The following is a 13,676-nucleotide window of genomic DNA, read 5'->3' as shown; positions in this document are numbered from 1 at the left end:
TCATGGCTTATCCATATTCCAGATCTGAAACTTGGGCGGACGGCGCGGTGCATGTCGCGGGCCTCGTGCTGGCCATTCCCGCCTCTGTCTTGCTGCTGGTTGAGGCTGCGGGTTCGCAGCGGCTGACCACCGCAGCCGCCCTTTACGCGGGCTGCATGATCTTTGCCTTTGCGGCATCGGCCATCTACCACCTGTCGCCCATCGACCGGACCCGCCCGCTGCTGAACCGGATCGACCATGCGGCGATCTATTTCAAGATCGCCGGCACCTATACCCCCTTCGTCGCCCTGATCGGCAGCGGCTTTGCCTATGCGGTGCTGGGCATCGTCTGGGCGCTGGCGCTTGTGGGCGCGGTGGCGAAACTGTGGTTCTGGGGCACCGACGGGCGCGGATCACTGGCGCTCTACCTCCTGATGGGCTGGCTGGCGGTGCTGCTGTTCTGGCCCATGTGGCAGGTGCTGCCCCCGGCGGCGCTGTTCCTCGTCAGCGTGGGTGGCATCATCTATTCGGTAGGGGCCTGGGTCTTTGCCAAACCGGCATTCCGCTTTCAGAACGCGATCTGGCACAGTTTCGTGCTCAGCGCCTCAACCTGTTTCTTTGCCGCCGTGGCCATCGCCCTCCAGGTAGGCTGACACACAGGTCTGGACGTGGCGAAACCGGTCGCCGCCCAGATGCTTGCCGCCATACCAGCGGGTCACGATGATCAGATGGTCCTCCAGCCCCGCCCGTTCCAGCATCCGCAGGATCACCATGCCGGCCCCTGCCTCGCCATCGTCACCCTTGAGCGGGCCTGCCTCCGACAGCAGCACACCCCAGGTGTTATGCGTCGCCTTGGCATAGGCCTTGTCCCGCTTCAGCTCTTTCAGAACGGCATCGACCCCGGCCCGGTCCCGCACCGCCGCGCCGGAGACCGCGTATTTCGACCCCCGGTCCGTCAGGATGATCCCCAACTTTCGGGTCATGCCCGGTCCGACGGTCAAAGTCCCGCGACGGTCCGCCGCACAACCTCGATGCGCGCAGCGTTCGGCGGATGCGTGCCCAGGAACTTGTCACCCGGATCGGGAATACGGGTAAAGAACTCGGCCCCCCGCAAGGGATCATAGCCCGCCCGCGCGGTGATGATCGTGCCCAGCGCATCCGCCTCCAGCTCGAAATCCTTGGAATAGCGGCGCGCGCCCACCTCGGCCCCCAGCCGCTGCGCGTTCTGCACCGCCTCGGCACTGCCGCCGCTCAGCGTCGCCAGCCCGGCAAAGATCACCGCCCCCGCCACCGCGTTCTGCTGCTGGCGGTTGATATGCCCCGCAATGTGATGCGCCGCCTCATGCCCCAGGACAAAGGCCAGCTCATCGGCATTGCGGGCATCCGCGATCAGGCCGAGGGTGAAAAAGATCACCGGGCGGCCCTGTTTGTCCAGCGTCTGATAGGCGTTGGCGGGCTGATCCGGCCGGTCATCCACCGCGATGTTGAAATCGCAGTTCACACCGCTGGTGCGCGCCCGGCATTCACGCTCCGCCACCGGCTCCACCGTCTTGATCACCTGGACAAAGCTGCGCGCGGCCTGGCTGCTGCTGATCCGCGGCGCGCTGGCAGCGCCGGTGCCGGAAGGCGCCGGAACAGGCTCGACCGGCACCACGTCGCAGGCCGACAGCATGGCAACGGCGGCCAGAACAAGGGCTGTCTTCTTGATCATCGGGGGGTGGTCCTCTGGGCTTTTCGGTCGCTCCCGTTTTAGCACAGCCCACGACAGGAGCCACCCCGATCACACCACTTTAACGCGACCTCTTGCAATGAGCCTCCGAAAGGACCAGTTTCGCCTCATGTTTACGATTGAACACGAATTCGACGCCAGTGTGATCACCCTGGTCGACGAAGGCAGCGCCCCCCTGCGCGAGGATGTGACCGTACAGGCCTTCGATTCCGAGATCACATTCGAACAATGGGACCCGCGCACCGACCGGATCTCGAAAATCACGCTTTCGCCCGAGCAGCTGCGCGACCTCACCGCCGCGCTGAACCTGCCCGAAGGCATCTACCGAAGCACCCCGAAACCCTAGGAAGACAGCATGGCCACCGGCACCAACATCAAGACCTATTTCAACGGCCAGTGGCATGACGGCGACCGCATGATCATGAACGCGGCGGACCATGGCGCCTGGCTGGGCACCACCGTATTCGACGGCGCGCGGTTGTTCGACGGGATGTCGCCCGACCTCGACAAGCACTGCGCCCGCGTCAACCGCTCTGCCGCCGCGCTGATGATCACCCCCACAGTGGAACCCGACACGATGGTCGCGCTGATCCGCGAAGGCCTGGAAAGCTATGGCAGGGACCAGTCGGTCTATATCCGGCCGATGTACTGGGCGCTGGAAGGCGACGACCTGGGCGTCGTGCCGCGCGCCGGTGCCACCGGCTTTGCCATCTCGCTTGAGGAAATTCCGATGGCCCCGCCGGAAGCGGCCACAACCCTCACCCGCACCCGGTTCCGCCGCCCCGTGCTGGAGGACAATGTGGTCAACGCCAAGGCGGGCTGTCTTTACCCCAACAATGCCCGGATGCTTAACGAGGCGCGCTCAAAAGGCTTTGGCAACGCGCTGGTCGCGGATGCGATGGGCAATGTCGCGGAAACCGCGACCGCCAATATCTTCATGGTCAGGGACGGCGAGGTCTTCACCCCCATCCCCAACGGCACCTTCCTGGCCGGGATCACCCGCGCGCGGCACATCTCCAACCTCAGGGCCGATGGCCTGAAAGTACATGAAACCGTGCTGTCGTTCGAGGATTTCCATGCCGCCGACGAGGTATTCCTCTCGGGCAACATGATGAAGGTCACGCCGGTCAGCGCCTTTGATGACACCACCTATGAAATCGGCCCCAACGCCAACCCGGTCACCCGGCGCGCGCGGGCGCTGTATTGGGATTGGGCCGCGTCGCAGGCCTAGGCCGACAGGCACGACCCGATCCGACAAGCCACAGTTTGCGATTGCCCTGTTCTGCCCCAGGGGTCATGATCGCGCCTGTAAGGGAGACCCAGATGCGCAAGTTCCTCGTGGTGCTGGACGACAGCACCGAATGCCTTAACGCGATGCGTTTCGCGGCGTTGCGCGCCGCGCGCACAGGTGGCGGCGTGACCGTTCTGGCGGTGATTCCGCCGGACGAGTTCAACCATTGGATCGGCGTGGGCGACATCATGCGTCAGGAAGCCCGCGAGCGGATCGAGGTCCATTTCGAGGTCTTTGCCAAATGGATGCGCGACAAGCAGGGCGTGGACCCTGACCTGGTCATCCGCGAGGGCGAGCCGACGGATGAGATCATCGCCCATATCGCCGAGGATTCCGACATCGGCGTCCTGGTCCTCGGGGCCTCTGCGGACAAGAAAAAGGGGCCCGGACCGCTGGTGACCCAGATGTCGCGTTCGGCGGGGTCACTGCCGGTGCCAGTCACCATCGTCCCCGGCGACATGAGCAAGGAGCGGCTCGAAGCGATCAGCTGAGCCGCCCCTTTTCGCGATCAGGCCGCCGAACGCACCTTGGCGGCGGCAGGGGCCCGATTGAGGTTCTGGCCCCTTGGTGCTGCGGGGCGCCTTGCGCTGCGCAACATCACAGGCCCGATCAGCGCCGCCAGCGCCATCAGCGCCAGGGCGACAAGCGCCGCTTCGAGGCTGAAGCTCTCCACCGCCCTGCCCGGCGCAAGCACTGCCCTGACAAACAGGCCCAGGCTGAGCGGGCCAAGCATGGTCAGCACCACACAGGTCAACATGCTGAGCCCCGGCAGACGGGTCCAGCGGGCCGGTTCCGCACGCCGATGCGCGCTGTAGGCCCAGCAAAACATCAAGACCGTCACGCTTGCCGCGCTCAGGCCCAGAATAATGTCCATTTCCTTCTCCATGAAAAGGGACAGTGCAGTGCGGGCGTGCCCGCGACTCATGTCCCGATGGGCATGGAAATACGCCTGTTCGGAGGGAACTCAAAACACTATTTCGGCACCGCCCGCCCGCTGATCGCGCAGCCCGCCGGGGCGGTGCGCCCGATTTAGAATCATTCCAGACATCTTGACTTGGCGGCCCTCAACCCGCATATCTATGATAACCAGAGATAGGGAAAACCATGTTTATCCAGACCGAATCCACGCCGAACCCCGCGACGCTGAAATTCCTGCCGGGCCAGTCCGTGCTTGAGATGGGCACAGCCGATTTCCCGACAGCGGATACGGCGCAGACCTCGCCGCTGGCAACACGGCTTTTTGCGGTCGACGGGGTGATCGGCGTCTTTTTCGGCACCGACTTCGTGACGGTGACAAAGGCGGACGCGGTGGAATGGGATCATGTGAAACCCGCCCTGCTCGGCGCGATCATGGAACATTACCAATCCGGTGACAGCGTCATGGCCGAGGATCACAAGGCCACCTCCGGCCATGCGGATCACACCGGTGAAGACGGCGAAATCGTCGGCCAGATCAAAGAGTTGCTGGACAGCCGCGTGCGCCCTGCCGTGGCGCAGGACGGCGGCGACATCACCTTCCACGGCTTCGACCGGGGCGTGGTCTACCTGCACATGCAAGGCGCCTGCGCGGGCTGCCCCTCCTCCACCCTGACCCTCAAGATGGGGATCGAGAACCTGCTGCGCCATTACATCCCCGAAGTGACAGAGGTGCGTCCGGTTGCCTGACAACCACGGCGCAGGGCCTTTGGTACTGGCATTCGACACATCGGCCGCGCATTGCGCGGCCGCTTTGCTGTCGGGTGACCGGATCCTCGCCTCGGTGCATGAAGACATGGCCAAGGGCCAGGCAGAGCGCCTGATGGACCTCTGCGCCGGGGTGCTGGAAAGCGCAGGCTATAGCTACAGCGATCTGGACGCCATCGGCGTGGGCATCGGGCCGGGCAATTTCACCGGCATCCGCATCGGCGTTTCCGCCGCGCGGGGCCTTGCGCTGGGTCTGGGCATTCCGGCGGTCGGCGTGTCGAACTTTGACGCCCTGCGCCATGGCACAAGTGGCCCCTGCGCCTGCGCCGTCGATGCACGGCGCGGGCAGGTCTATCTGCAAATCTTTGAAAACCCGTCACTTTCTCAGACCCCGGCGCTGTTCGACAGCACCGCATTGCCCGCATTCGACGGCCCGCTGATCGGCGCGGGCGGCCAGCCCCCGATCCACCCGGTGGCCGAGGCCATCGCCCGTTTTGCGGCCCGCCGCCATGCCACCACCACGCAACGGCCCGCCCCGCTCTACCTGCGGCCTGCCGATGCCGCCCCGGCCCGCGACGCCCCGCCGACCATCCTGCCATGACCCCGGCACGGCTGGCAGAATTGCACGCGGCGGCCTTTACCCATGAGCGCCCCTGGTCCGCCACCGAAATGGCCGGCCTTCTGGACAGCCCGCATGTCATCCTGCTGCCCCATCCGCATGGTTTTGCCCTGACCCGGCTGATCCTGGACGAGGCCGAATTGCTGACCCTGGCGGTGGACCCCGCACACCAGCGCCAGGGCATCGGGGACAGCCTGATGCAAAGCTGGCTCACCCGGCTTGAAACCCGCGCCGCCACTGCCTTTCTTGAGGTTGCCGCCGACAACACCCCGGCCCGCGCGCTCTATCAGCGCCACGGCTTTGCGGTGATCAGCACGCGCCCGGGCTATTACCGCCGCACCCCCGGCCCGAATGCCGACGCCCTGATCATGCAGCGCTACCTTCCGTACGGTAAGCTCCGCGATTAAGCCCCCATGGCCACAGAAAGCTGTTGACCCTCCCCCCTGCCTGCGCCCTAAATTGATCCTGATCATCTGATCTTGGGCAGGGTGCCACAGGCGCCCCGCCCCAACATGAAAAACTGGGAGACTGATATGACCCTTATGACCAAATTCATGGGTGCCGTCGCCGCCACCGCGCTTTGCGCCGGTGCCGCACTGGCCGAACCCGCACTGATCTTTGACCTTGGCGGCAAATTCGACAAAAGCTTCAACGAAGCTGCTTTTGGCGGTGCGCAGCGTTGGGCCGAGGAAACCGGCGGCACCTTCCGCGAAATCGAACTGCAATCCGAAGCGCAGCGCGAACAAGCCCTGCGCCGTTTCGCCGAAGCGGGCAACAATCCCATCGTGATGACCGGCTTTGCCTTTGGTGACGTGCTGAGCCAGGTCGCGCCCGATTATCCCGAAACCGATTTCGCGATCATCGACATGGTGGTGGATCAGCCCAACGTCCGCTCCGTCGTGTTCAACGAACACGAAGGGTCCTATCTGGTCGGCATGATGGCGGCCATGGCCTCCGAATCGAACACCGTCGGCTTCATCGGCGGCATGGACATCCCGCTGATCCGCAAGTTCGCCTGCGGCTATGCACAGGGCGTCAAGGCGGCCAATCCGGATGCAACAGTCGTCGCCAACATGACCGGCACCACACCCGCCGCCTGGAACGACCCGGTGAAAGGCTCCGAACTGACCAAGGCGCAGATCTCCCAGGGTGCCGACGTGGTCTATGCTGCTGCGGGCGGCACCGGCGTGGGCGTTCTGCAGACCGCCGCCGATGAGGGGATCCTCTCCATCGGTGTGGACAGCAACCAGAACCACCTGCACCCCGGCAAGGTCCTGACCTCCATGCTCAAGCGCGTCGACAACGCGGTCTATCAGGCCTTCACCGACGGCCCCGGCATGGAAAAGGGCTTTAACGTCATGGGTGTTGCCAATGGCGGCATCGGCTATGCGATGGACGAAAACAACGCCGACCTGGTGACCGAAGAGATGCAGACCGCCGTGGACGCCGCAGCGGCACAAATTGCGGATGGCTCGCTTCAGGTCCACGACTACATGTCCGACGACACCTGCCCGGCGCTGGACTTCTAAGCGCATGGAAGCGGACAAGAACACGGGGCAGCCGGAGACGGCTGCCCCGGCCATCGAGCTGAAGGGCATTTCCAAGGCTTTCGGCCCGGTCCAGGCAAACAAGGACATTTCCATCCGCGTGATGCCCGGCACGATCCACGGCATCATCGGCGAAAACGGCGCGGGCAAATCCACGCTGATGTCGATCCTCTACGGCTTCTACAAGGCTGACAGGGGCGAAATCTTCATCTCCGGCCGCAAGGCCAATATCACCGACAGCCAGGCGGCCATCGCCAGCGGCATCGGCATGGTGTTCCAGCACTTCAAACTGGTTGAAAATTTTACCGTCCTCGAAAACATCATTCTGGGGGCCGAAGACGGGCGCATGCTCAAACCCTCGCTGGCCAAGGCGCGCCGCGCGCTGGTGGAACTGGCGGCGGATTACGGGCTGAACGTGGACCCGGACGCCCGCATCGAAGACATCGGCGTCGGCATGCAGCAGCGGGTGGAAATCCTCAAGGCGCTCTACCGGCAGGCCGATATCCTGATCCTGGACGAACCCACCGGCGTGCTGACCCCGGCAGAGGCGGATCAGCTGTTCCGCATCCTCGCCCGGCTGCGCGAAGAGGGCAAGACGATCATCCTGATCACCCACAAGCTGCGCGAGATCATGGAGATCACCGATACCGTCAGCGTCATGCGGCGCGGCGAAATGACCGCCACGGTCAAGACCGCGGAGACCTCCCCCGCTGAACTCGCCGAACTGATGGTGGGCCGCAAGGTCCTGTTGCGGGTGGATAAAACCCCCGCCACACCGGGCGATGTCGTGCTGGACGTGCAGGGCCTGCGGGTCATCGACGAACACAAGGTGGAACGCCTGCGCGGCATCGACCTGCAGGTCCGCGCCGGAGAGATCGTCGGCATCGCGGGCGTCGCGGGCAACGGGCAGTCGGAACTGCTCGAAGTGCTGGGCGGCATGCAGACCGGTCAGGGCAAGGTCATGCTGAACGGCCAGCCGCTGGACCTGACGGGCCGCCAGTCCGACGGCAAGACCCGGCGCAGGAACGGCATCGCCCATGTGCCCGAAGACCGCCAGCGCGAAGGGCTGATCATGGATTTCCAGGCCTGGGAAAACACCGCCTTCGGCTATCACGACGATCCCGCCTACCGCAGCGGCATCCTGATGAACAACGCCGCGATCCGCGCCGATACCGCCGGGAAAATGGAACGTTTCGACGTGCGCCCCCCGAACCCGCGGCTGGCGGCCAAGAATTTCTCCGGCGGCAACCAGCAAAAGGTCGTGCTCGCCCGCGAGATCGAGCGGAACCCCGACCTGCTGCTGATCGGCCAGCCCACGCGCGGCGTGGACATCGGCGCCATCGAATTCATCCACCAACAGGTCGTCGCCCTGCGCGATCAGGGCAAGGCGATCCTGCTGGTCTCGGTCGAGCTTGAGGAAATCCTCGCCCTGTCCGACCGCATCGCGGTGATGTTCGACGGCCGCATCATGGGCGAACGCCTGCCCGACCAGACCAATGAGGCGGAACTGGGCCTGCTGATGGCCGGCATCACCGACACAGAACACGCGCATTCCGTGGAAGAGATCGAAGCCAACCTCGCCCATGTCCACGCTGCGGAAAAGGGAATCTGACATGGACGTGATGCCAAAATGGGCCGAAGTGGTCCTTGTCCCGCTGATCTCGCTCCTGCTGGCGGCGATCATCTCGGCGCTGGTGATCCTGGCCATCGGCGAAGACCCGGTGGCGGCGACCAGGCTGATGGTCGAAGGGGCCGTCGGATCGGTGCGCGGCTGGGGCTATACGCTTTATTACGCGACGAATTTCATCTTTACCGGGCTTGCGGTTGCCGTGGCCTTCCATGCGCGGCTCTTCAACATCGGCGGCGAGGGTCAGGCGATGCTGGGCGGTCTTGGCGTGGCGCTGGCGTTGCTGTTCATCCCCTGGCCGCACTGGACCATCGGTCTGATTGCCGCCGCGCTGGGGGCTGCGGTCTTTGGGGCGGCATGGGCCTTCATCCCGGCCTACCTGCAGGCCAGACGCGGCAGCCATATCGTGATCACCACGATCATGTTCAACTTCATCGCCTCCGCCCTGCTGATCTATCTGCTGAACGAATTCCTCAAACCCGTGGGCCAGGCCGATCCTTCCAGCGCGCGCTTTGCCGACCATCTTGACCTGCCGACGCTGAATTCCGTGCTGACCGGCATGGGCATCAAGGCCTCCAAGGACGACAGCGTGAACGTCACCTTCCTGATCGCCCTGGCCAGCGCCGTGGCAGTCTGGGTGCTGATGTGGCGCACCAGGCTGGGCTACGAGATCCGCGCCTTCGGCCATTCGGAATCGGCAGCGAAATACGCAGGCATCAACCCGGTGCGCATCACTGTGATCACCATGCTGATTTCGGGCGGGCTGGCCGGGCTGATGGGGGTGAACACCGTCATGGGCGAAAGCGAGAAACTGCTGCTGAACTCGACCGAGGGGGCAGGTTTCATCGGCATCGCCGTGGCGCTGATGGGGCGCAGCCACCCGGTGGGCGTGGTGATCGCCGCGATCCTCTTTGGCTTTCTCTACCAGGGCGGTGCCGAACTGGCGCTCTGGACCAGCATCCCGCGCGAATTGATCGTGGTGATCCAGGCGCTGGTGATCCTGTTCACCGGGGCGCTGGACAACATGGTGCGGATGCCGCTTGAACGCATGTTCCTCGCCGCCCGCCTGCGCCGCGCGCCCGGCCCCGAACGCAAACCGGCGGAGCCTGCGAAATAATGGATTACACCACCCTCATCCAACTGCTCGATTCCACCGTGCGCTTTGCCACGCCGCTGCTGCTGGCCTGCCTTGCGGGCCTGTTCAGCGAACGTGCGGGCATCTTCGACATCGGGCTGGAAGGCAAGATGCTGGCCGCCGCCTTCTTCACCGCCGCCGTCGCCTCGCTGACCGGATCGGCCTGGATCGGCCTGATGGGCGGCATCGCGGCCTCGCTGGTGCTGGCGGGCATCCACGGGGTCGCCTCCATCACCTTTCGCGGCAACCAGCTGATTTCGGGCGTCGCGATCAATGCCCTGGCCGCCGGCATGACGGTGCTGATCGCCCAGGACTGGTTCCGCCAAGGCGGACGCACCCCGCCGCTGGCCGGCAATGCCCGCTTCGAGGGGATCACCCTGCCCGGGGCCGAGGCCCTGGCCGATGTGCCGGTGATCGGCCCGCTTTATGCCGATCTGATCTCGGGCCATTCGGTGCTGGTCTATATCGCCTTCCTCGCCGTGCCGCTGACCTGGTGGGTGCTGTTCCGCACCCGCTTCGGGTTGCGCCTGCGCGCGGTGGGGGAAAACCCCGCCGCCGTCGATACCGCCGGTGTCTCGGTTGTCGGGCTGCGCTATGCCGCCGTGATGATCTGCGGCGTGCTCTGCGGCATTGCGGGCGCCTACCTCAGCACCGCGCTGCAGGCGGGCTTCGTCAAGGACATGTCCGCAGGCCGCGGTTTCATCGCCCTGGCCGCGCTGATCTTTGCCAAATGGCGGCCCTGGTACGCGCTCTGGGCAACCCTGCTCTTCGGGCTCTTCGGCGCGCTGGAAACCCGCCCCGACGTGATCCAGGCGGTGATCGGCCTCAAGGTGCCCGGCCCCCTGCTGGGCGGGCTGCCCTATGTCATGACGGTTGTCATCCTCGCCGGTTTCGTGGGCAAGGCGATCCCGCCGCGCGCCGGGGGCGAACCCTATGTCAAGGAACGCTGAGCCCCTGCTCTTTTTGGCCCCAAATATCCAATCCCGCCGTCCCTGCGCGCGCTGACACCTCGGGGTGCCGGAGTTTTGCAAAACTCCGGTCCGAATTATTCCAATAATTCGGTGCCGCCGCTCAAATGTCGATGTCGGCCCAGATCAGATGATGGTCCGACGCCGCGTGATGCCGCGCCGTCAGCTCCGCATAGACCTCCCAGCGCGGCGGGCGCGACCCGGGCCATGCGCCCTTGCGGAAAATCCCCCCGCCGGTCACCCGGTCAAACAGTGCGGGCGACAACAGCAGATAGTCGATCTTGTCATCGTCGTTGCCCAGGGCATAGGTCCCGATCCCGCGCTGCCCGTTGTTGGCATTGAAGGCGAACTCGGTGAAATTGGGATGTTCCGACACATCGCGCAGATCACTGGCCAGCAGCGGCGCCAGCTCCGCGCTGTCGGGCGTGTCGTTCAGATCCCCCAGCACCACGATATGTTCAAACCCCTCGTCGCGCAGCCGTCGGTAATAACCCGCCACCGCCTGCGCCTGCCCCAGCCGCCTGGCCCGCGAGGTGGGATCATTGCCACCAAACTTGCTCTTGAAATGGTTGGCCAGCACCATGATCACCGCCCCCGACGGGGTCGTAACCTCGTATTCCGGGCAATCGCGGCTGAAAATCGCATTGCCGTCCGGCCTGCGGTCATCCGCATGGCTGCGCACCCGCCCGATGGGAAAACCCGCGCGGGTGGCAAGCCCCACGTCAATGCCGCGCTGGTCATTGCCGTCGATCAGCATCACATGGGCATAGGTCTCCGGCAGGTTCAGCTTCCTGGCCATGATCTCCTGAAAGGTCTTCAGCACCGGACGGCTCTCTGCCTCGATCATCGCCAGCACATCCGCCCCGGCATCAAAGATCACCCGGGCGGTCAGCAGGATCGCGGTGGCATCCACGGTTTCGGTCTTCAGCTCGACCCAGCCGATCCAGTCCTCGCGCCCCGCCGCCACGATCTCACGCGGCTTGCTGCGGTCGCGCGGACGCCGGATCAGCTGGCCGCGGATCTTGCGCAGGCGCACAAAGGGGCCCTCGTTGTCATTCAGCATCCCCAGCATGCTCAGCAGTTCCAGCATCCGCGCCTTGTCGGCCTCCGAATAGACCGGCTTTTCGAAAAGCGTGTTGATCTCGGCATGGGCATCCAGAACCTGCTGGTGGCTGCCACTGTCGTCGTTGAACACACGGGCGCGGTCGAACAGGTTCTCGACGTTATAGGCGGCAATACGCATCTGGATAATCCCTTGGCTTTGAATGGCCGCAGGATAACACGAATCCGCACCAAACCTCAGGTTGAATTTCACCCCCCCACATAGGGCCAGATCGTTGCATTTCATCGGTCCTTATTGCTGCGCAGCAGCGAGGACAGTTGATTTTGTCAAATGACCTGCGCTAATGGAGCGCATGCAAATCTACCTCCCCATTGCAGAAGTCTCGGTCAATGCTTTCCTCGTGCTGGGACTGGGCGGGCTGGTCGGCGTGCTCTCGGGCATGTTTGGTGTGGGGGGCGGTTTTCTCCTCACCCCGCTGCTGTTCTTCATCGGCATCCCCCCCGCCGTGGCGGTTGCCACCGGCGCCACGCAGATCGTCGCATCCTCCTTTTCCGGGGTACTGGCCCATTTCAGGCGACGCACGGTGGACCTGCGCATGGGATCGGTGCTGCTGATCGGCGGGCTGGTGGGGGCCGCGCTGGGGATCATCCTGTTCAACTATCTCAGGTCGCTTGGCCAGGTGGATCTGCTGGTCCGGCTGTTCTACGTCGTCTTTCTGGGGATCATCGGCGCGCTGATGTTCGCGGAATCCCTGCGTGCCTTGCGCAATGTCAGGAAAGGCAAACTTGCACCGCGCAAGAAACACAACTGGGTACACGGGCTGCCCTTCAAGATGCGCTTCCGGATCTCGGGGCTGTATATCTCGGTGATTCCGCCGCTGATGGTGGGGGTTCTGGTTGGCATTCTCGCCGCGATCATGGGGGTCGGCGGCGGCTTCATCATGGTGCCTGCCATGATCTACCTGCTGGGCATGCCCACCAAGGTGGTGATCGGCACATCGCTGTTCCAGATCATCTTCGTCACCGCCTTCACCACCATGCTGCATGCCACCACCAACTATACCGTCGATGTGGTGCTGGCGGTGCTGCTGCTGATCGGCGGGGTGATCGGTGCCCAGGTCGGCACCCGCATCGGGGTCAAGATGAAGGCCGAGCAATTGCGCATCCTGCTGGCCCTGCTGGTGCTGGTGGTCTGCGGCAAACTGGCGCTCGAACTGCTGCTGGAACCGGCAGAGCTTTACTCCATTTCCCCGGTGAAACTGACATGATGCGTCTGGTCGCCACCCTGGTGTCCCTGCTGATGCCCATGTCCCTCTCCGCCCAGGAAGAGGAGATCGTGCTGGGCCTCAGCCAGGCCGAAGTCTCCATCACCACCAATTTCGACGGCTCCGAAATCCTGGTCTATGGCGCGGTCAAACGCGACGCCCCGCCGCCGGACATCGGCCCGCTCGGGGTGGTCGTGACCGTCTCCGGCCCTTCTGTCCCGGTGCTGGTGCGGCGCAAGGAAAAGAAATTCGGCATCTGGCTCAACACCGATGCGGTCGAGGTCGACCGCGCGCCCAGCTACTATGCCGTTGTCACCTCCGGGCCGCTGAACCGCGTCCTGACCCGTGTCGAGGACCTGCGCCACAAGATCTCCATCCCCCGCGCGATCCGCTCTGTCGGCGCGCCGATGCATATCTCCAATGCCACGCTTTTTACCGAAGCGCTGATCCGCATCCGCACCCGCTCCGATCAGTACCAGGTGATCGAGGGCGGTGTGAAACTGGATGAAGACACGCTGTTCCGCGCCGCCGTGCGCCTGCCCGCCGCCCTGACAGAGGGCGATTATGCCGCCCGCATCTTCCTGACACGGGCCGGCAGGGTCGTGGCCAGATACGACACCGTCATCGACGTGCGCAAGGTCGGCCTGGAACGCTGGCTGTTCAACCTGTCGCGGGAAAACGCCCTGCTCTACGGGCTGATGTCGCTGGTCATCGCCATCGGCGCAGGCTGGGGCGCCTCCGCCATCTTCAACATGTTGCGCCGCTAAAGCG

At 64.4% G+C, this 13,676-nt stretch carries 17 protein-coding genes; 13 read left to right on the top strand and 4 right to left on the bottom strand.

The window, feature by feature from the left end:
* The first annotated feature begins 2 nt into the window (after window positions 1-2).
* A complete protein-coding gene (trhA, locus tag ACWNZ3_RS05295; protein WP_496901452.1) occupies window positions 3-632 on the top strand; it encodes a PAQR family membrane homeostasis protein TrhA in 630 nt (209 codons plus the stop codon).
* Here the strand turns inward: trhA and ACWNZ3_RS05290 are convergent.
* Both ACWNZ3_RS05290 and ACWNZ3_RS05285 read right to left on the bottom strand, forming a co-directional pair.
* Window positions 585-962 (bottom strand): YigZ family protein, encoded by a 378-nt coding sequence (locus ACWNZ3_RS05290; RefSeq protein ID WP_114274700.1) that lies wholly within the window; start codon window positions 960-962, stop codon window positions 585-587. The two genes, trhA and ACWNZ3_RS05290, sit on opposite strands and share 48 nt — an antisense overlap.
* Window positions 963-976: 14 nt before the next feature.
* The gene (locus ACWNZ3_RS05285; RefSeq protein WP_269362153.1) at window positions 977-1,690 is read right to left on the bottom strand and encodes a M48 family metallopeptidase; all 714 of its coding nucleotides are present in this window, start codon (window positions 1,688-1,690) and stop codon (window positions 977-979) included.
* 127 nt (window positions 1,691-1,817) lie between these two features.
* On the opposite strand from ACWNZ3_RS05285, the gene ACWNZ3_RS05280 reads away from it, so the two are divergent.
* The 3 genes from ACWNZ3_RS05280 to ACWNZ3_RS05270 all read left to right on the top strand — a co-directional run bounded on the left by ACWNZ3_RS05280 (window position 1,818) and on the right by ACWNZ3_RS05270 (window position 3,490).
* On the top strand, window positions 1,818-2,054 hold the full coding sequence (locus ACWNZ3_RS05280) for a DUF8831 family protein (protein WP_114274702.1): 237 nt from the start codon (window positions 1,818-1,820) through the stop codon (window positions 2,052-2,054).
* A 9-nt stretch (window positions 2,055-2,063) separates the two neighbouring features.
* The gene (locus ACWNZ3_RS05275; RefSeq protein ID WP_269362155.1) at window positions 2,064-2,939 is read left to right on the top strand and encodes a branched-chain amino acid aminotransferase; all 876 of its coding nucleotides are present in this window, start codon (window positions 2,064-2,066) and stop codon (window positions 2,937-2,939) included.
* A 92-nt stretch (window positions 2,940-3,031) separates the two neighbouring features.
* Window positions 3,032-3,490 carry a universal stress protein gene (locus ACWNZ3_RS05270; protein ID WP_067296911.1) on the top strand — a complete coding sequence of 153 codons (459 nt, stop codon included), beginning with the start codon at window positions 3,032-3,034 and terminating at the stop codon, window positions 3,488-3,490.
* A 17-nt stretch (window positions 3,491-3,507) separates the two neighbouring features.
* Here ACWNZ3_RS05270 and ACWNZ3_RS05265 read toward each other — a convergent pair whose 3' ends face one another.
* On the bottom strand, window positions 3,508-3,873 hold the full coding sequence (locus tag ACWNZ3_RS05265) for a hypothetical protein (RefSeq protein WP_496901451.1): 366 nt from the start codon (window positions 3,871-3,873) through the stop codon (window positions 3,508-3,510).
* A 230-nt stretch (window positions 3,874-4,103) separates the two neighbouring features.
* Between ACWNZ3_RS05265 and ACWNZ3_RS05260 the strand changes: the two genes are divergently transcribed.
* The 7 genes from ACWNZ3_RS05260 to ACWNZ3_RS05230 all read left to right on the top strand — a co-directional run bounded on the left by ACWNZ3_RS05260 (window position 4,104) and on the right by ACWNZ3_RS05230 (window position 10,560).
* On the top strand, window positions 4,104-4,664 hold the full coding sequence (locus tag ACWNZ3_RS05260; protein ID WP_496901450.1) for a NifU family protein: 561 nt from the start codon (window positions 4,104-4,106) through the stop codon (window positions 4,662-4,664).
* On the top strand, window positions 4,657-5,283 hold the full coding sequence (gene tsaB, locus ACWNZ3_RS05255) for a tRNA (adenosine(37)-N6)-threonylcarbamoyltransferase complex dimerization subunit type 1 TsaB (protein WP_496901449.1): 627 nt from the start codon (window positions 4,657-4,659) through the stop codon (window positions 5,281-5,283). Before ACWNZ3_RS05260 ends, tsaB begins: the two co-directional genes overlap by 8 nt.
* Window positions 5,280-5,708, top strand: a complete 429-nt coding sequence (gene rimI, locus ACWNZ3_RS05250) for a ribosomal protein S18-alanine N-acetyltransferase (RefSeq protein ID WP_496901448.1) — start codon at window positions 5,280-5,282, stop codon at window positions 5,706-5,708. Before tsaB ends, rimI begins: the two co-directional genes overlap by 4 nt.
* Window positions 5,709-5,834: 126 nt before the next feature.
* Window positions 5,835-6,830 carry a BMP family lipoprotein gene (locus ACWNZ3_RS05245; protein ID WP_114274729.1) on the top strand — a complete coding sequence of 332 codons (996 nt, stop codon included), beginning with the start codon at window positions 5,835-5,837 and terminating at the stop codon, window positions 6,828-6,830.
* A gap of 4 nt (window positions 6,831-6,834) precedes the next feature.
* Window positions 6,835-8,460, top strand: coding sequence for an ABC transporter ATP-binding protein (locus ACWNZ3_RS05240; protein ID WP_496901447.1), 1,626 nt, complete (start codon window positions 6,835-6,837; stop codon window positions 8,458-8,460).
* A gap of 1 nt (window position 8,461) precedes the next feature.
* Complete coding sequence (locus ACWNZ3_RS05235) at window positions 8,462-9,592, top strand: ABC transporter permease (protein WP_269362164.1); 1,131 nt, start codon at window positions 8,462-8,464, stop codon at window positions 9,590-9,592.
* Entirely contained in the window at window positions 9,592-10,560 is a 969-nt protein-coding gene (locus tag ACWNZ3_RS05230; protein WP_274577051.1) for an ABC transporter permease, read from the top strand. Before ACWNZ3_RS05235 ends, ACWNZ3_RS05230 begins: the two co-directional genes overlap by 1 nt.
* Window positions 10,561-10,681: 121 nt before the next feature.
* Here ACWNZ3_RS05230 and ACWNZ3_RS05225 read toward each other — a convergent pair whose 3' ends face one another.
* Window positions 10,682-11,821 (bottom strand): endonuclease/exonuclease/phosphatase family protein, encoded by a 1,140-nt coding sequence (locus ACWNZ3_RS05225; protein WP_496901446.1) that lies wholly within the window; start codon window positions 11,819-11,821, stop codon window positions 10,682-10,684.
* Window positions 11,822-11,993: 172 nt separating this feature from the next.
* Between ACWNZ3_RS05225 and ACWNZ3_RS05220 the strand changes: the two genes are divergently transcribed.
* Together ACWNZ3_RS05220 and ACWNZ3_RS05215 are read left to right on the top strand one after the other, a co-directional pair.
* The gene (locus ACWNZ3_RS05220) at window positions 11,994-12,908 is read left to right on the top strand and encodes a sulfite exporter TauE/SafE family protein (RefSeq protein WP_269362169.1); all 915 of its coding nucleotides are present in this window, start codon (window positions 11,994-11,996) and stop codon (window positions 12,906-12,908) included.
* Window positions 12,905-13,672 (top strand): TIGR02186 family protein, encoded by a 768-nt coding sequence (locus tag ACWNZ3_RS05215; RefSeq protein ID WP_496901445.1) that lies wholly within the window; start codon window positions 12,905-12,907, stop codon window positions 13,670-13,672. Before ACWNZ3_RS05220 ends, ACWNZ3_RS05215 begins: the two co-directional genes overlap by 4 nt.
* Window positions 13,673-13,676: the final 4 nt, after the last annotated feature.

It is taken from the genome of Sulfitobacter sp. IGS-18, assembly GCF_059628195.1.
The sequence above is the reverse complement of the archived record's forward strand: the minus strand, read 5'-3'. Positions and strand labels throughout refer to the sequence as shown.